Below are 17,652 nucleotides of genomic sequence, written 5' to 3'. Positions count from 1 at the left end.
TCAGCGCTGCTGGCGCTGGGTCAGTCCCTTGAGGAAGTTGCGCAGCAACTGGTCGCCGCAGGGGCGGTAGTTGTTGTGGCCGGGTTTGCGGAACAGTGCACCCAGTTCGGTCTTGGTGACGATGAAGCTGACGCTGTCGAGGATCGCGAGGATGTCGTCATCGCGCAGCTCGAAGGCGACGCGCAGCTTCTTCAGGGTGATGTTGTTGGTCAGCGGCAGTTCCACCGGCGGTAGCGGGCGCGATTCGTCGCGGCCACGGCGATGCACGATCAGGCCGTCGAGAAAGTGCGCCAGCACGCGGTCGCTGCACGGCTTGAAGTCCGGCTCGTCGTCGCGGGCGAGGTAGGCGCCGATTTCCTCGGCACTGACGTTGAACCCGGCCAGCGCGGTGATCTCGGCCACCTGGGCATCGCGGATGTCCAGCAGGTAGCGCAGGCTGCGCAGCACGTCGTTGTTGGTCATGTTCTTACCCTTGAAATGAAAAGCCCCGCTTCAGCGGGGCTTTTGCGGATCAGACCAGTTCGGCCCAGAGGTCGTACTCGTCGGCGTCGGTGATGCGTACACGCACCTTGTCGCCCGGCTTCACGTCGAAGCTGTCGATGTACACGGCGCCGTCGATTTCCGGGGCGTCGGCGTAGGAGCGGCCGACCGCGCCTTCATCGTCCACTTCGTCGATCAGCACGTCGATTTCCTTGCCGATCTTCAGTTGCAGGCGGGCGGCGGAGATCGCCTGCTGGTGCGCCATGAAGCGCTCCCAGCGGTCCTGCTTGACGTCATCGGGTACGACGTCCAGGCCCAGGTCGTTGGCCGGAGCGCCTTCCACCGGGGAATACTGGAAGCAGCCGACGCGGTCGAGCTGGGCTTCGGTCAGCCAGTCCAGCAGGTACTGGAAGTCTTCCTCGGTCTCGCCGGGGAAGCCGACGATGAAGGTGGAGCGGATGGTCAGCTCGGGGCAGATCTCGCGCCACTTCTTGATGCGCGCCAGGGTCTTGTCCTCGAAGGCGGGGCGCTTCATGGACTTGAGCACTTTCGGGCTGGCGTGCTGGAAGGGGATGTCCAGGTAGGGCAGCAGCTTGCCCTGGGCCATCAGCGGGATCACGTCGTCGACGTTGGGGTACGGGTAGACATAGTGCAGGCGCACCCACACGCCCATCGAGGAAAGCGCCTCGCACAGCTCCAGCATGCGAGTCTTCACCGGCTGGCCGTCCCAGAAGTCCAGCTTGTACTTCAGGTCCACGCCGTAGGCGCTGGTGTCCTGGGAGATGACCAGCAGTTCCTTCACGCCGGCCTTGACCAGGCGCTGGGCTTCGCTGAGCACGTCGCCGACCGGCCGGCTGACCAGCTTGCCGCGCATCGACGGGATGATGCAGAAGCTGCAGCTGTGGTTGCAGCCTTCGGAAATCTTCAGGTAGGCATAGTGACGCGGGGTCAGCTTGATGCCCTGCGGCGGCACCAGGTCGATCAGCGGGTTGTGCTCGGCCTTGGGCGGGATCACCTCGTGGACGGCATTGACCACCTGCTCGTACTGCTGCGGGCCGGTCACGGCCAGCACGCTGGGGTGCACGTCACGAATGCTGTCTTCGGCGACACCCATGCAGCCGGTGACGATCACCTTGCCGTTCTCGGCGATGGCTTCGCCGATGGCATCCAGAGACTCGGCCTTGGCGCTGTCGATGAAGCCGCAGGTGTTCACCACCACCACGTCTGCGTCCTGGTAGGTGGGAACGATTTCGTACCCTTCCATGCGCAGCTGGGTGAGGATGCGTTCGGAGTCGACGGTCGCTTTCGGGCATCCGAGCGAGACGAATCCGACTTTGGGTGTGGCGGTGGACATGTGCGGCTAACCTCGAAGGGCGCGCTGGCGGCGCCTCTGATCAAAAAGTGCGCAATTCTAGCGGCGTCCCGCGCACTTGACCAGCCTCTCTGGGACAAGCTGTCGCACGCCGCCGGACAGCCCCGTTCGCCCGGTAATTCCGGGCAACACGCTCTATAGTCATTCAGAACCTTCGTACCCGGCTCTTGCATCGACGAAAGGGTCGGAGCAGGATGCGCCGAATTTTTTTGAGGAATTTTGTTACATGTCCGATGCAAGCGCCGGCACCGTTGAGCATGAGCAGCCCCATTCGAGCTCCGCGATCGGCCTGATGGTCGGCGCCGTGGGCGTCTGCTACGGCGATATCGGCACCAGCCCGCTGTACACCCTCAAGGAAGTCTTCGTCGGCGGATATGGCGTACAGGCCAACCACGACGGCGTTCTCGGCGTGTTGTCGCTGATCTTCTGGTCGCTGATCTGGGTGGTGTCGATCAAGTACGTGATCTTCGTACTGCGCGCCGACAACCAGGGCGAGGGCGGGGTGATGGCGCTGTCCGCGCTGGCTCGCCGCGCCGCCGCCGGGAAGCATCGGTTGCAGGCGATGGTGGTGATCGCCGGCCTGATCGGTGCGGCACTCTTCTATGGCGACAGCATGATTACCCCGGCAATCTCGGTCCTCTCGGCCATCGAGGGCCTGGAGATCGCCTTCGACGGCCTGGAGCACTGGGTGGTGCCGCTGTCGCTGATCGTGCTGGTCGGCCTGTTCCTCATCCAGAAGCACGGCACCGCGCGCATCGGCATTCTGTTCGGCCCGGTGATGGTGGCGTGGTTCCTCGCGCTGGCGGCGCTGGGAGCCTACGGCGTGTCGCGGCAGCCGGAAGTGCTGAAGGCGATGAACCCGGCCTGGGCCTTCAACTTCTTCGTTTCCCATCCGGGCATCGGCGTGGCCATCCTCGGCGCCACCGTGCTGGCGCTGACCGGCGCCGAAGCGCTGTACGCCGACATGGGCCACTTCGGCCGCAAGCCCATCGCCCGTGCCTGGTTCGCCCTGGTGCTGCCGGCGCTGGTGCTGAACTACTTCGGCCAGGGCGCGACCATCCTGGTCAACCCGGAAGCCGCGCGTAACCCCTTCTACCTGACCGCGCCGGGCTGGGCGCTGGTGCCGATGGTGGCGCTGTCCACTGCGGCGACGGTGATTGCATCGCAAGCCGTAATTTCCGGCGCCTTCTCGCTGACCCGCCAGGCCATCCAACTCGGCTTCGTGCCGCGCATGTCGATCCAGCACACCTCCAGCCACGAGCAGGGGCAGATCTACATTCCGGGCGTGAACTGGGCGCTGATGGTCGGCGTGGTCCTGCTGGTGCTGGGCTTCGAATCCTCCGCCGCCCTGGCCTCGGCCTATGGCGTGGCGGTGACCGGGACCATGCTGATGACCACACTGCTGATGGGCGTGGTGGTCTGGCTGCTGTGGAAGTGGCCGCTGTGGCTGGCGATTCCGTTCTTCCTGATGATGCTGTTCGTCGACACTCTGTTCTTCGCCGCGAACCTGCCCAAGGTCGTTCAGGGCGGTGCCTTCCCGGTGATCGCCGGTATCGGCCTGTTCATCCTGATGACCACCTGGAAGCGCGGCCGCCAACTGCTGGTGGACCGCCTCGACGAGGGCTCTCTGCCGCTGCCGCTGTTCATTTCCAGCATCCGCTCGCAGCCGCCGCACCGTGTGCAGGGCACCGCCGTGTTCCTCACTGCCCGCACCGACGCCGTGCCCCATGCGCTGTTGCACAACCTGCTGCATAACCAGGTGCTGCATGAGCAGGTCGTGCTGCTCACCGTGGTCAACGAAGACAGCCCGCGCGTGCCGCCGGACCGTCGCTTCGAGGTGGATGCCTACGGCGAGGGTTTCTTCCGCGTGGTGCTGCACTTCGGCTTCATGGAAGACCCGGACATCCCGCAGGCGCTCAAACTGTGCCACCTCAACGAGCTGGACTTCAGCCCGATGCGCACCACCTACTTCCTCAGCCGCGAGACGGTGATCCCGTCCAAGCTGATCGGCATGGCGCGCTGGCGCGAGGCGCTGTTCGCCTTCCTGCTGAAGAACGCCAATGGCAACCTGCGTTACTTCAACCTGCCGCTGAACCGGGTGATCGAGTTGGGGACGCAGGTGGAAATCTGATTTTTCGCTGTGTGAAAAAACGCGCCCAATGGCGCGTTTTTTCATTGTGGGTGCAGCCCCGTGCTGATGGCTCTTCGCAGGGGCGAGCTGCATCGCTGTGCAGGAATCAGGATCGCCCCCCGACCGCCACCACAGGCTCGCGGGGTTGGGCCAAGACGGCCGGAGGACGATGTTCGCTGAAGGTCAGCCCTGGCTGGTGCTGCCGCCCCATTCGAGGAAGCGGACCTTGTGGGTCTCGCCGTTGTGATCCTGGTAGACCATGAATGCCGGCACGATGCCGACCTTGCCGGAGTTGTCGGTGCGGTGCAGAACCTTGTCGACGTCCAGGGACATGCCGTAGTGGTATTCGGTAACCGGCAGTTCGGCGCCGGGGTTCTTGATTGCGTCCTGGGCAAAAGCCATCGGGGCGAGGCTGGAGATGACAGCCGACACGACAGAGGCAAGCTTCATTCTTTATTTCCTCGGTGAAGGGCCCGCTCGGGGTCCTTTGAATGGGATTTTGAAAGCCCCACCGGGGAGCACTGGCATCGATGATGTCTGTCCTGGGGTCCAGACAGGACAGGGGACGATGCTTCAGGCGTCCATCAGGTGGCGGGGCACGGGAGTGATATTCCTCCTCGGGCTGCCCGCCGGGAAATTGATGTGCTTGCTAATGAAAATTGATGGAGGTGATGCGGCGCTCTGTCGCAGGTGCGCGCCCGAGGTAGCGCGCTAGGGCTGCCAGTCGCGCCAGTGCTCGCAGTCGCCCTGGCAGCGGCCGGGGCAGGCGCAGCCAGTGCGGCTGCGGCCCGTGGCTTTCTCCATGCGCTGGGCGGCTTCTTCGTCATCGGCGAAGGGCAGCATGCTGGCCTCCTCAATGCCGCGCTCGCGGTGCGCCCGCAGGCACCAGCCGACGCCGAAGTACAGCGCCAGCAGGCCGACCAACCCCAGCCAGAGCGTCATCTCAGGCCATCCGCTCGGCGATGCGCAGGGCTTCCGGGCGCGCCTGGCGCACGGTCATCCAGGTGTTCCAGGCCATCAGCAGCATGCCGCCGAGGAACAGCATGCCGCCGCTCATGCGCACCACGAAGCCGGGATGGCTGGCCTGCAGCGCTTCGACGAAGGAATAGGTGAGCGTGCCGTCGGCGTTCACCGCGCGCCACATCAGGCCCTGGGTGATGCCGTTGACCCACATCGAGGCGATGTAGAGGACCGTGCCGATGGTGGCCAGCCAGAAGTGTGCGTTGATCAGACCGATGCTGTGCATCTGTTCGCGACCGAAGACCTTGGGAATCAGGTGGTAGAGCGAGCCGATGGAAATCATCGCCACCCAGCCCAGTGCGCCGGCATGGACGTGGCCGATGGTCCAGTCAGTGTAGTGAGACAGGGCGTTGACAGTCTTGATCGCCATCATCGGACCTTCGAAGGTCGACATGCCGTAGAACGCCAGGGAGACCACCAGGAAGCGCAGGATCGGGTCGGTGCGCAACTTATGCCAGGCGCCGGAGAGCGTCATCATGCCGTTGATCATGCCGCCCCAGCTGGGCGCCAGGAGGATCAGCGACATCACCATGCCCAGCGACTGCGCCCAGTCGGGCAGCGCGGTGTAGTGCAGGTGGTGCGGGCCGGCCCAGATGTACAGGGTGATCAGCGCCCAGAAGTGCACGATGGACAGCCGGTAGGAGTACACCGGTCGCCCGGCCTGCTTGGGCACGAAGTAATACATCATGCCGAGGAAGCCGGTGGTGAGGAAGAAGCCCACCGCGTTGTGCCCGTACCACCACTGCACCATGGCATCGGTGGCGCCGGAGTAGACCGGGTAGGACTTGAACCAGTCCACCGGAATGGCCAGGTGGTTGACGATGTGCAGCATTGCCGTAACGAGGATGAAGGCGGCGAAGAACCAGTTGCCCACATAGATGTGCGAGGTCTTGCGCTTCATCAGCGTGCCGAAGAACACCACCGCGTAGGCGACCCAGACGATGGCCATCCACACCGCGCCGGTGAATTCGATCTCGGCGTATTCCTTGGTGGTGGTGTAGCCCAGCGGCAGGGTGATCATCATGGTCACGATCAGCGCCTGCCAGCCCCAGAAGGTGAAGGCGGCGAGGCTGTCGGAAAACAGCCGCGTCTGGCAGGTGCGCTGCACCGTGTAGTAACTGGTGGCGAACAGTGCGCAACCGCCGAAGGCGAAGATCACCAGGCTGGTATGCAGCGGGCGCAGGCGCCCGAAACTGGTCCAGGGCAGGTCCAGGTTCAGTTGCGGCCAGACCAGTTGGGAGGCGATCAGAACCCCCATGGCCATGCCGATGACGCCCCAGACCACCGTCATGATGGCGAACTGGCGGACCACCTTGTAGTTGTACGCCTGCTCCGTGCTTTTCGTGTTCATGCTCGATTCCCGCTTGTGTCAGAACGTCCGGGCGCGCCATGGACTGCGAGTCCGACGCGCTTCGGTGAGCGGGCAATCTAGGAAAATGCGCGGGTAGGAAACAGATTCAGATAGGCCGCGCAAATACGGATCAGCGGCCCGCGGTGCGGAATCAGGCGATGTCCAGCCGTCCTGCGAGGAAATGCCGCAGGCGTTCCTGCAGGTAATCCACCGCCTGGTCGTGGGCGAGGTATTCGCTGACGCGCATCAGGCGCCAGTACTGGCCTTCGTCGCCAAAGCGGATGGCCTCGAACTCGGCCTGTTCCAGGCGCGCCACCAGGAGCCACGCCCACGGCGCCGGGCCATGGGTGGCCGGGTAGCGGCGCTGCCATTCGATGCGCTGCTCGTCCAGGCGCAGGGCGAATTCTTCCTCCAGTTCGCGCAGCGCGCATTGCGCCGGCGTTTCGCCGCCTTCGCGGCCGCCGCCGGGGAAATCCCAGCAGCCGGGGTAGGGGATGCCGGGCTTCTCGTCGCGCTTGTAGACCACCAGCTGGCCGCCGTGGAACAGCGCGAGTTTGGCGCCGGTGAAGTCGTCTTCTGGCTGCATGGCTATCTTCCCCCTGTAAGTCGACTAGTCTTTCCCGACTGCGGACGGTGCTTTGCTGCCCGCAAGCGCGTATGATGCGCGACCTTTTTTATTCGTTGCATGCCACACCGGGAGGTGCCCAGATGACCGACACGCACGAAAACCTTGAAGAACTTACCCCAGCCCCGGCCGGCGAGAAACTGCAGAAAGTCCTCGCCCGCATGGGCGTCGGCTCGCGCCGCGACGTCGAGGCCTGGATCGAAGAAGGCCGCGTCAAGGTCAATGGCGCCGTGGCCACCCTTGGCCAGCGCGTGGGCGACCGCGACGCCATCGCCGTCGATGACCGCCTGCTCAAGCGCGAGAAGATCGAAGAGCACGTCCGTCGCGTGCTCATCTACAACAAGCCCGAAGGCGAAGTCTGCACCCGCGACGATCCCGAAGGCCGTCCGACCGTATTCGACCGCCTGCCGCGCCTGCGCAGTGGCCGCTGGATCAACGTCGGCCGCCTGGACATCAACACCACCGGCCTGCTGATGTTCACCACCGACGGTGAGCTGGCCAACCGCCTGATGCACCCGTCCTACGAAATGGACCGCGAGTACGCCGTGCGCGTGCGTGGCGAAGTCGACGAAGAGATGATCGAGCGCCTGAAAGCTGGCGTGATGCTCGAAGACGGCCCGGCCAAGTTCAGCGACATCCAGGAAGCGCCGGGTGGCGAAGGCTTCAACCACTGGTACCACGTGGTGGTGATGGAAGGCCGTAACCGCGAAGTCCGCCGCCTGTGGGAATCCCAGGGCGTGGTGGTCAGCCGCCTGAAGCGCGTGCGCTTCGGACCGGTCTTCCTGACCTCCGAGCTGACCATGGGCCGCTACCGCGAGATGGGCCAGCGCGAGCTGGACATCCTCAGCGAGGAAGTCGGCCTGACGCCGATCGCCCTGCCGGCGGTCTCCACCAAGACCAAGGAAAAGGTCGAGCGCCAGGAGCGCAAGCTCGGCAAGAAGCTGGCGCCCAGCGAGCGTCCTGGCCGTGGCTCGCGTACCCGCACCGAGCGCGCCGAAGGCGAGCGTCCGCAGCGTGCTCCGCGTCCGGCTGCTGGTGAGCGTCCGGCCCGTGCTCCGCGCGATTCGGACGAGCGCCCGGCTCGCGCTCCGCGTGATGCAGGCGACCGTCCGGCGCGCGCCCCGCGCGGTGACTCCGCCGACAGCCGCGCCCCGCGCAAGCCGCGTGACGCCGGTGGTGATCGTCCTGCTCGTGCTCCGCGCGATGCGGGTGATCGTCCGGCTCGTGGACCGCGCAGCGATGCTGGTGAAGGCCGCGCTCCGCGCAAGCCGCGTGACGCCGGTGGTGATCGTCCTGCTCGCGCTCCGCGTGACGGCGCCGATCGTCCGGCCCGTGGCCCGCGCAGCGATGCCGGCGAAGGCCGTGCTCCGCGCAAGGCGCCAAGCGACCGTCCGGCTCGCGAGAAGGGCGCTCCGCTGGCCGAGCGTCCCGGCAAGCCGGTCGCCCGCAAGCCGATCGCCAAGCGTCGTCCGCAAGCTGCCGGTGACGGCATGCGTCCGGGCTTCAAGCGCTAAGCGATAGCGGAAAATGAAGAAGGGCTCCTCGGAGCCCTTTTTTATTGCCTGCGATTGGGTGGGAAAGCATTGCGCTGTCGACCCGGCAGTGCTCCTGCAGTCGAGGCAGGCGTCAGCTGGCGCAGGCCAGCCGGTTGCGGCCGTCGCGCTTGGCTTCGTAGAGGGCGTTGTCTGCCCGACGCAGGAGATCGTCCACCGACTCGCCGCCATTGAGTGTCGCGCAGCCCAGGCTGATGGACAGCGGCAAGCGTTTGCCGTCGGCGGCCAGGTTCAGCTCCTCCACGGCAGCGCGAAGCCGTTCGCCCACCTGCACGGCGGAGACGCCGGGGGTGTTGGAGAGCAGTACGAGGAACTCCTCGCCGCCGAAGCGGAACACCATGTCGACGTTGCGCAGGCTGTTCTTCAGTGCCGTGGCCACGGCGCGCAAGGCGTCGTCGCCGACGCTGTGGCCGTGCTCGTCGTTGATCTGCTTGAAGTGGTCAAGGTCGAGCATGAGGATCGACAGCGGCAGCAGGTGCCGCCGTGCCACCTCGACCTCGCGGCCCAGGGTCTGGTCCATGGCGATGCGGTTGCCGGTGCCGGTCAGCGCATCACGCAGTGCCGACTGCACGGCGGCGCGGTAGAGCAGGGCGTTGCGCAGCGGGTAGAGCAGGCAGGCCATCAGCGATTCCAGCTGCGACAGCTCGGCCTCGGAGAAGCGCCGGGCGCGGCGGAAGCTGATCTCGCCGAGGTATTCGCTACCGTGGGTCAGGCGGTAGTCGGCGTTGTGTCGGGCCGCTTCACCGAACTCCAGGCGCAGGTCGGCGCCGGCGTGGGAGTAGGCCATGTATTCCACCGGCAGCATCTGCTGGATCTCGCGGAAGAACACCGCCAGGATGCGCTCGGCCTCCAGGCTCACCTGCAATTGCAGGTTCAGCTGCTGGCGCAATTCCAGCAGGTCCAGCGGACGCCGCGAGAGGGCGCGGGTGTCCTGGCTGGCTGCGCGCTGGAGCTTGGCAGCATCGAAATCGATGGTGTTGGACTGCTTGGGAGGAACCATGGCGGTGACCATTTTTACGGCGTTTGCGAAGGACAGAGCGATTTCCGTGCCAGGGCGCGGAAAGGCCTGAAAAGACGCCGTATTGACCGACCGATGGCGGTCAGGGTTCCCGAGGGGCGGAAGGTTTCGCCAGAAGTCTGGCGAAATAGTGGCACTTTGCCGGAACGTAGCGAGCGGTGGAGCCGGAAAATTGGCGGAAAGCGGCGTGGTTGCTGGGCTGCAGGCCAACGCCGCTGGTACGTCAGTGCCGAATCTTCAGGGGCGGAATCAGTCCTGAGCGTTGAAGGCCTGCCCGTTCACACCCTGGCTGTCCGGGCCCATGAGGTACAGGTAGACCGGCATGATCTCTTCCGGCGCCGGGTTGTTGTAGGCGTTCTCGCCCGGATAGGCGTGGGCGCGCATGGCGGTTCGGGTAGCACCGGGGTTGACGCTGTTGGCGCGCACGCGGGTGATGTCCTCGCACTCGTCCGCCAGTACCTGCATCAGGCCTTCGGTGGCGAACTTCGACACCGCGTAGGCGCCCCAGTAGGCCCGGCCCTTGCGGCCGACGCTGCTGGAGGTGAAGACCACCGAGGCGTCCTCGGAGAGCTTGAGCAGCGGCAGCAGGGTATGGGTCAGGCTGAACATGGCGTTGACGTTCACCTGCATGACGCGGGTGAAGTTGTCGGTGGAAATCTGCTCGATGGGCGAACGCAGGCCGAGGATCGAGGCGTTGTGCAGCAGGCCGTCGAGCTTGCCGAATTCTTTCTCGATCATCGCCGCCAGTTCGTCGTACTGGTGCGGCAGGGTGGTTTCCAGGTTCAGCGGAATCACCACCGGTTCCGGATGACCCGCGGCGACGATCAGGTCGTAGACCTCGTTGAGGTAGTCCTCGGTCTTGCCCAGCAGCAGTACGGTGGCGCCGTGGGCGGCGAAGGCGAGAGAGGCGGCCCGGCCGATACCGCGGCCGGCGCCGGTCACCAGGATCACGCGGCCCTTGAGCAGGTCGGGGCGGGCGGAATAGTCGAACATGGTTTCTCCTTGGCGGAGCCCGTCAGCGCGACGGGCTCCCGGGAAGTCGGCTCAGCAGGAGCAGAGGGCGCGGTCGAGGACGGCGAGCAGATCGCGGGGTGCGTCGACGATGACGTCGGCGCCCCAGTGCGCGGGGTTGTCGTCCGGGTGGATATAGCCGTAGCGCACGGCCGCGGTCTTGGTCCCGGCGGCGCGGCCCGACTCGATGTCGCGCAGGTCGTCACCGATGAACAGCACTTCGGACGGGTCGACCTTCAGCTGGCTGCAGGCCAGCAGGAGCATTTCCGGGTCCGGCTTGCTCCTGGTCACGTGGTCCGGGCAAACCAGCACGGCGGAGCGCTCGGCCAGGCCGAGCTGCTCCATGATCGGCGCGGCGAAGCGCACCGGCTTGTTGGTCACCACCCCCCAGATCAGGCGCGACTGTTCGATGCTCTCCAGCAGCTCGGTCATGCCGTCGTACGGGCGGGTGAAGACGGCGCAATGCTCCTGGTAGCGGTCGAGGAACTCCTGGCGCAGGGCCTCGAAGCCGGGGGCCTCCGGGTCCATGTCGAAGGTCGCGGCGACCATGGCGCGGGCGCCGCCGGAAACCACATCCTGGATGCGCTGGTCATCGATCGGCGCGCGACCATGGGCGGCGAGCATCGCCTGGCACACGGCGATGAAGTCCGGCGCGGTATCCAGCAGCGTGCCGTCCATGTCGAAGAGAACCGCTCTGAGCATGCGACTCACTCCTCGCGCAGGGTCTGGATCATGTAGTTGACGTCGACGTCGCCCGCCAGCTTGTAGTGCTTGGTCAGCGGGTTGTAGGTCAGGCCGATGATGTCCTTGACCGCCAGGCCCGCGTCACGCGACCAGGCGCCCAGCTCGGAGGGGCGGATGAACTTCTTGAAGTCGTGGGTGCCACGCGGCAGCAGGCGCATCACGTACTCCGCACCGACGATGGCGAACAGGTATGCCTTCGGGTTGCGGTTGATGGTGGAGAAGAACACCTGGCCGCCGGGCTTGACCATCCGGTAGCAGGCGCGGATGACCGAGGCCGGGTCCGGCACGTGCTCGAGCATCTCCAGGCAGGTCACCACGTCGAACTGCTCGGGCATCTCTTCGGCCAGGTCTTCGGCGGTGATGCGGCGGTACTCCACCGGTACGCCGGATTCCAGCTGGTGCAGTTGGGCGACCGCCAGGGGCGCTTCACCCATGTCGATACCGGTGACGGTGGCGCCGCGCTGGGCCATGGCTTCGCTGAGGATGCCGCCGCCGCAGCCGACGTCGAGCACCTTCTTGCCGGCGAGGCTGACGCGCTCGTCGATCCAGTTGACCCGCAGCGGGTTGATGTCGTGCAGGGGCTTGAACTCGCTTTCGCGGTCCCACCAGCGGTGGGCGAGGGCCTCGAATTTGGCGATCTCGGCGTGGTCGACGTTGCTCATGGTGTCCCTATTGATCAAAAAGCTGGAAACGAAGGCTGACTATGATGCCAGCTTCGTTCAATGGATGGGGCGCGGCATGACAGATTGTCGCAGCGCCAGGGGCGTCGGGGCTCAGGCGCCGGCGATCCTGCGGCCCCACTCGCCGGCGACGGCGATCAGGCGCTCTTCGTCCAGGCGGGTGAGCTTGCCGTTGTCCAGCAGCTGCTTGCCGCCGACCCAGACATGGCGAACGCAGTCGCGGCCGCTGGCATAGATGACCTGCGAGACCGGCTCGTACACCGGCTGCTGGGCCAGCCCGGAGAGGTCGAAGGCGGTGATGTCGGCGGATTTGCCCAGCTCAAGGCTGCCGGTCTCTTGCTCCATGCCCAGCGCGCGGGCGCCGTTCAGGGTGGCCATGCGCAGCGCGCGGTGGGCGTCCAGTGCGGTGGCCTGGCCGGCCACGGCCTTGGCCAGTAGTGCGGTGGTGCGGGTTTCGCCGAGCAGGTCGAGGTCATTGTTGCTGGCCGCGCCATCGGTGCCGATGGCGACGTTGACGCCGGCCTGCCACAGCCGCTCCACCGGGCAGAAGCCGCTGGCCAGCTTGAGGTTGGATTCCGGGCAGTGCACCACCGAGCTGTTGGTTTCCACCAGCATGATCAGGTCGTCCTCGCTCACCTGGGTCATGTGCACCGCCTGGAAGCGAGGGCCGAGCAGGCCGAGGCGATGCAGGCGGGCCAGGGGCCGTTCGCCGTTCTTCTCCAGCGCCTGCTGGACCTCGAAGGCAGTCTCGTGGACGTGCATGTGGATGCCGGCGTCCAGCTCCTCGGCGAGCATCAGGATGGTTTCCAGCTTGTCGTCGCTGACCGTGTAGGGCGCGTGCGGGCCGAAGGCGACCTTGATGCGCGGGTGATGCTTGAGGTCGTCGCGCAGCGCCAGGCCCTGGCGGATCGCCTCGTCGGCGTCGCGGGCGCCGGGGATCGGGAAGTCCAGCACCGGCACGCTGATCTGCGCGCGCACGCCGGCCTTGTGAACTACCTCGCAGGCGACCTGCGGAAAGAAGTACATGTCCGAGAAGCAGGTGATGCCGCCCTTGAGCTGCTCGGCGATGGCCAGTTCGGTGCCGTCGCGGACGAAGTCCTCGCTGACCCACTTGGCTTCCGCCGGCCAGATGTGTTCCTGCAACCAGGTCATCAGCGCCAGGTCGTCCGCCAGGCCTCGGAACAGGCTCATTGCCGCGTGGCCGTGGGCGTTTATCAGGCCGGGGGAGAGCAGCATGCCCGGCAGCTGGCGGGTTTCCATGGCCGGATGGCGCAGCGCTTCGGCGCGAGGGGCGAGCAGGGCGATGCGGCCGTCGCGGATGCCCAGGCCGTGATCGCGCAGGACGACGCCGGCGGGCTCGATGGGGACGATCCAGGTGGGGAAGAGCAGCAGGTCGAGCGGGACTTTTTCGGTCGGCATGAAGCGCATCCTGGGCGCGTGGATAAAGGCGCCGAGTATAGCCGAGCACCAGGGCTTCAGGCTCGGTATACTCGGCCGTTTCCCGGTGTTTCCGGGTGATTCCCGTGGCGCCGGAGCGGCCCGCGATTCCATTGAAATGAAGAGGTGTTCCATGCGTGAGCGACTGTTGGCGGCCGAACGGGTCACGGCCATTGATTGGCGCAAGGGCACACTCCGTCTGCTGGACCAGCGCCTGCTGCCGCTGGAGGAAACCTGGCTGTCGTACGAGACCGCCGAAGGCGTAGCCGACGCCATTCGCCAGATGGTCGTGCGCGGCGCGCCGGCGATTGGCATCGCCGCTGCCTATGGCCTGGTGCTGGGCCTGCGTGCCCGTGTGGCCGCTGGTGGCGACTGGCGCGCGGCGCTGGAAGATGATTTCACGGTGCTGGCCGAGTCGCGTCCGACCGCAGTCAACCTGTTCTGGGCGCTGAACCGCATGCGCGACCGCCTGGAGCGCCTGAAGCCGGGCGAGGACCCGCTGCCGCTGCTGGAAGCCGAGGCCGTGGCGATCCACGAGAGCGACCGCGAGGCGAACCTGACCATGGCTCAACTGGGCGTGGACCTGATCCGCAAGCACCATGGCGGCCCGCAGAAGATCCTCACCCACTGCAATACCGGCGCCCTGGCCACCGGTGGCTTCGGCACCGCACTGGGCGTGCTGCGCGCGGCGCATCTGGAAGGGCTGATCGAGCGTGTCTACGCCGACGAGACCCGCCCCTGGCTGCAGGGCGCTCGCCTGACTGCCTGGGAACTGGCCAACGAAGGCGTGCCGGTCACCCTGAACGTGGACGCGGCCGCCGCGCATCTGATGAAGACCGAAAGCATCACCTGGGTCATTGTCGGCGCCGACCGTATCACCGCCAACGGCGACGTCGCCAACAAGATCGGCACTTATCAGCTGGCGGTCACCGCGATGCACCACGGCGTGCGTTTCATGGTGGTGGCGCCCAGTTCGACCATTGACATGGGCCTGGAAAGCGGCGAGGACATTCCGATCGAGGAGCGTGACGGTCGCGAACTCCTGGAAATCGGCGGCAAACGTGTCGCCGCTGACGTCGAAGCCTTCAATCCGGTGTTCGATGTGACCCCGGCCGACCTGATCGACGCCATCGTGACCGAGCGCGGCGTCGTCGAACGTCCGGACACCGAGCGGATGGCCCAGCTGATGAGCCGCAAGCGCCTGCACTGACGGGGCCTGCGGCAATTCATCGAGGGGCTTGGCCGAGGGTAGGGTTTGACCCTGGCTTGTGGTAAGCTCCGACGGTTCTTGATGGGGCATTTTTTCGGCCCCCACAGCATCGCGGATCAACGGCCAAGTCGTTGATTTGTAGAGAGTCGGTGGCGCTTTGATGGCGCACCGCGCTCCGCCGGGCTCAGGACGGGCTTGGCGGAGTCCCATTTGAAAAAGGAACCAGGCTTCTCATGGGCGAACTGGCCAAAGAAATCCTCCCGGTCAACATCGAAGACGAACTCCGACAGTCCTACCTCGATTACGCCATGAGCGTGATCGTCGGTCGTGCCCTGCCCGATGCGCGCGACGGCTTGAAGCCCGTGCATCGTCGCGTCCTGTACGCCATGAGCGAACTGGGCAACGACTGGAACAAGCCCTACAAGAAGTCCGCCCGTGTGGTCGGCGACGTGATCGGTAAGTACCACCCGCACGGCGACACTGCGGTGTACGACACCATCGTCCGCATGGCCCAGCCGTTCTCGCTGCGCTACATGCTGGTCGACGGCCAGGGCAACTTCGGTTCGGTGGACGGCGACAACGCCGCAGCCATGCGATACACCGAAGTGCGCATGTCCAAGCTCGCCCATGAGCTGCTGGCGGACCTGGACAAGGAAACCGTCGACTGGGTGCCCAACTACGACGGCACCGAGCAGATCCCGGCGGTCATGCCGACCAAGATCCCGAACCTGCTGGTCAACGGCTCCAGCGGTATCGCCGTGGGCATGGCGACCAACATTCCGCCGCACAACCTCACCGAGGTGATCGACGGCTGTCTGGCGTTGATGGACAACCCCGAGCTGTCCATTGATGACCTGATGCAGTACATCCCCGGTCCGGACTTCCCGACCGCGGGCATCATCAACGGCCGTGCGGGCATCATCGAGGCCTATCGCACCGGTCGTGGTCGCGTCTATATCCGTGCCCGCGCCACCATCGAGGACATGGAGAAGGGCGGCAACCGCCAGCAGATCATCATCACCGAGCTGCCCTACCAGCTGAACAAGGCCCGTCTGATCGAGAAGATCGCCGAGCTGGTGAAAGAGAAGAAGATCGAAGGCATCACCGAGCTGCGCGACGAGTCCGACAAGGACGGCATGCGCGTGGTCATCGAGCTGCGTCGCGGCGAAGTGGGCGAGGTCGTGCTGAACAACCTCTACGCCCAGACCCAGCTGCAGAGCGTCTTCGGCATCAACGTGGTGGCCCTGGTCGATGGCCAGCCGCGCACGATGAACCTCAAGGACATGCTCGAGGTGTTCATTCGTCACCGCCGTGAAGTGGTGACCCGCCGGACCGTCTACGAGCTGCGCAAGGCCCGCGAGCGCGGCCACATCCTCGAAGGTCAGGCCGTTGCCCTGTCGAACATCGACCCGGTGATCGAACTGATCAAGACCTCGCCGACCCCGGCCGAGGCCAAGGAGCGCCTGATCGCCACTGGCTGGGAATCCAGCGCCGTGGAAGCGATGGTCGAGCGCGCCGGCGCCGATGCCTGCCGCCCGGAAGACCTGGACCCGCAGTACGGCCTGCGTGACGGCAAGTACTTCCTGTCGCCGGAACAGGCCCAGGCAATCCTGGAATTGCGCCTGCACCGCCTGACTGGCCTGGAGCACGAGAAGCTCCTGTCCGAGTATCAGGAAATCCTCACCCTGATCGGCGAGCTGATCCGTATCCTGACCAGCCCCGAGCGCCTGATGGAAGTCATCCGCGAGGAGCTGGAAAAGGTCAAGGCCGAGTTCGGCGACGCCCGCCGCACCGAGATCGTCGCCTCGCAGATGGACCTGACCATCGCCGACCTGATCACCGAAGAAGAGCGCGTGGTGACCATCTCCCATGGCGGCTACGCCAAGTCCCAGCCGCTGGCCGCCTACGAGGCCCAGCGTCGCGGTGGCAAGGGCAAGTCCGCCAGTGGCGTGAAGGACGAGGACTACATCGAGCACCTGCTGGTCGCCAACAGCCACGCCACCCTGCTGCTGTTCTCCAGCAAGGGCAAGGTCTACTGGCTGCGCACCTTCGAGATCCCGGAAGCCTCGCGTACCGCCCGTGGCCGTCCGCTGGTGAACCTGCTGCCGCTGGACGAGGGCGAGCGCATCACCGCGATGCTGCAGATCGACCTGGAAGCCGTGCGCGCCCAGTTCGCCGGCGACGAGAACGATGACGACGACGTGGTCGCCGAGCAGGTCGCCGAAGTAGTGGAAGCCGAAGAGGCCGAAGAGGGCGACGACGCCGACTTCAGCCAGGACGAGCCGACCGGCGCGTACATCTTCATGGCCACCATGAAAGGCACCGTGAAGAAGACCCCGCTGATCCAGTTCACCAAGCCGCGCTCCAACGGCCTGATCGCCCTGAAGCTGGAAGAGGGTGACTCGCTGATCGCCGCCGCCATCACCGACGGTTCGAAGGACGTGATGATGTTCTCCGACGCCGGCAAGGTCATCCGCTTCAAGGAAAGCAAGGTGCGCATCATGGGCCGTAACGCCCGTGGCGTGCGCGGCATGCGCCTGGCCGAAGGCCAGCGCATCATCTCCATGCTGATCCCTGAGTGCCGCGAAGCGCAGATCCTCAGCGCCTCCGAGCGTGGCTACGGCAAGCGCACCCCGCTGGCCGACTACCCGCGTCGCGGTCGTGGTGGCCAGGGCGTGATCGCCATGGTGATCAACGAGCGTAACGGCAACCTGGTGGGCGCCGTGCAGGTGCTGGACGGCGAGGAGATCATGCTGATTTCCGACCAGGGCACCCTGGTGCGTACCCGTGTCGACGAAGTCCGCGGCGCTGGCCGTAACACCCAGGGCGTGATCCTCATCAAGCTGGCCGCCGACGAGACCGTCGTGGGTCTGGAGCGGGTGCAGGAGCCGACCGTGGTGGAAGACGAAGACGACGTCATCGACGGCGAGATCGTCGAGGGCGAAGTGTCGGAAGAGAACCCAGAAGCAGGCGAAGCTGCGGCTGAAGAAGCCCCGCAGGCCAGCGAAGACTGATAGCGA

The 17,652-nt window shown here is 65.7% G+C and carries 15 protein-coding genes; 4 read left to right on the top strand and 11 right to left on the bottom strand.

The annotated features are described in order from the left end of the window. Entirely contained in the window at positions 1-462 is a 462-nt protein-coding gene (locus IB256_RS22140; RefSeq protein WP_081517933.1) for a DUF1456 family protein, read from the bottom strand. A gap of 49 nt (positions 463-511) precedes the next feature. Further along, on the bottom strand, positions 512-1,834 hold the full coding sequence (gene rimO, locus IB256_RS22135; RefSeq protein ID WP_081517934.1) for a 30S ribosomal protein S12 methylthiotransferase RimO: 1,323 nt from the start codon (positions 1,832-1,834) through the stop codon (positions 512-514). A gap of 244 nt (positions 1,835-2,078) precedes the next feature. Here rimO and IB256_RS22130 point away from each other — a divergent pair, with 244 nt between their 5' ends. After that, entirely contained in the window at positions 2,079-3,983 is a 1,905-nt protein-coding gene (locus tag IB256_RS22130; protein WP_081517935.1) for a potassium transporter Kup, read from the top strand. A 183-nt stretch (positions 3,984-4,166) separates the two neighbouring features. Here the strand turns inward: IB256_RS22130 and IB256_RS22125 are convergent, their stop codons facing one another. The 4 genes from IB256_RS22125 to IB256_RS22110 all read right to left on the bottom strand — a co-directional run bounded on the left by IB256_RS22125 (position 4,167) and on the right by IB256_RS22110 (position 6,940). After that, positions 4,167-4,433, bottom strand: coding sequence for a DUF2790 domain-containing protein (locus tag IB256_RS22125; RefSeq protein ID WP_138215160.1), 267 nt, complete (start codon positions 4,431-4,433; stop codon positions 4,167-4,169). Positions 4,434-4,694: 261 nt separating this feature from the next. Beyond that, a complete protein-coding gene (locus IB256_RS22120; RefSeq protein ID WP_192289293.1) occupies positions 4,695-4,925 on the bottom strand; it encodes a cbb3-type cytochrome c oxidase subunit 3 in 231 nt (76 codons plus the stop codon). A gap of 1 nt (position 4,926) precedes the next feature. Continuing rightward, positions 4,927-6,354 carry a cytochrome-c oxidase, cbb3-type subunit I gene (ccoN, locus tag IB256_RS22115; protein WP_192404075.1) on the bottom strand — a complete coding sequence of 476 codons (1,428 nt, stop codon included), beginning with the start codon at positions 6,352-6,354 and terminating at the stop codon, positions 4,927-4,929. A gap of 151 nt (positions 6,355-6,505) precedes the next feature. Beyond that, positions 6,506-6,940, bottom strand: a complete 435-nt coding sequence (locus IB256_RS22110; protein ID WP_192289289.1) for an NUDIX hydrolase — start codon at positions 6,938-6,940, stop codon at positions 6,506-6,508. A gap of 122 nt (positions 6,941-7,062) precedes the next feature. Between IB256_RS22110 and rluB the strand changes: the two genes are divergently transcribed. After that, complete coding sequence (gene rluB / locus IB256_RS22105) at positions 7,063-8,493, top strand: 23S rRNA pseudouridine(2605) synthase RluB (protein ID WP_151186359.1); 1,431 nt, start codon at positions 7,063-7,065, stop codon at positions 8,491-8,493. 112 nt (positions 8,494-8,605) lie between these two features. Here the strand turns inward: rluB and IB256_RS22100 are convergent, their stop codons facing one another. The 5 genes from IB256_RS22100 to IB256_RS22080 form a co-directional block, all read right to left on the bottom strand. After that, complete coding sequence (locus IB256_RS22100; RefSeq protein ID WP_192289287.1) at positions 8,606-9,532, bottom strand: GGDEF domain-containing protein; 927 nt, start codon at positions 9,530-9,532, stop codon at positions 8,606-8,608. A gap of 267 nt (positions 9,533-9,799) precedes the next feature. Beyond that, the gene (locus IB256_RS22095) at positions 9,800-10,543 is read right to left on the bottom strand and encodes a YciK family oxidoreductase (RefSeq protein ID WP_138215154.1); all 744 of its coding nucleotides are present in this window, start codon (positions 10,541-10,543) and stop codon (positions 9,800-9,802) included. A gap of 51 nt (positions 10,544-10,594) precedes the next feature. After that, entirely contained in the window at positions 10,595-11,272 is a 678-nt protein-coding gene (mupP, locus tag IB256_RS22090; RefSeq protein WP_139791535.1) for an N-acetylmuramic acid 6-phosphate phosphatase MupP, read from the bottom strand. Next, positions 11,269-11,967 carry a bifunctional 2-polyprenyl-6-hydroxyphenol methylase/3-demethylubiquinol 3-O-methyltransferase UbiG gene (gene ubiG, locus IB256_RS22085; RefSeq protein WP_081517942.1) on the bottom strand — a complete coding sequence of 233 codons (699 nt, stop codon included), beginning with the start codon at positions 11,965-11,967 and terminating at the stop codon, positions 11,269-11,271. The genes mupP and ubiG overlap by 4 nt, the downstream gene beginning before the upstream one ends. 111 nt (positions 11,968-12,078) lie before the next feature. Next, complete coding sequence (locus IB256_RS22080; RefSeq protein ID WP_192404073.1) at positions 12,079-13,404, bottom strand: TRZ/ATZ family hydrolase; 1,326 nt, start codon at positions 13,402-13,404, stop codon at positions 12,079-12,081. 151 nt (positions 13,405-13,555) lie between these two features. Here IB256_RS22080 and mtnA point away from each other — a divergent pair, with 151 nt between their 5' ends. Next, positions 13,556-14,632 (top strand): S-methyl-5-thioribose-1-phosphate isomerase, encoded by a 1,077-nt coding sequence (mtnA, locus tag IB256_RS22075; RefSeq protein WP_081517944.1) that lies wholly within the window; start codon positions 13,556-13,558, stop codon positions 14,630-14,632. 233 nt (positions 14,633-14,865) lie between these two features. After that, positions 14,866-17,646, top strand: a complete 2,781-nt coding sequence (gyrA, locus tag IB256_RS22070; protein WP_081517945.1) for a DNA gyrase subunit A — start codon at positions 14,866-14,868, stop codon at positions 17,644-17,646. Positions 17,647-17,652: the final 6 nt, after the last annotated feature.

Origin of the sequence: Pseudomonas sp. PDM17, from assembly GCF_014851985.1 — a bacterium.
Lineage (GTDB): Bacteria > Pseudomonadota > Gammaproteobacteria > Pseudomonadales > Pseudomonadaceae > Pseudomonas.
This window is presented reverse-complemented; position numbering and strand designations above follow the sequence as displayed.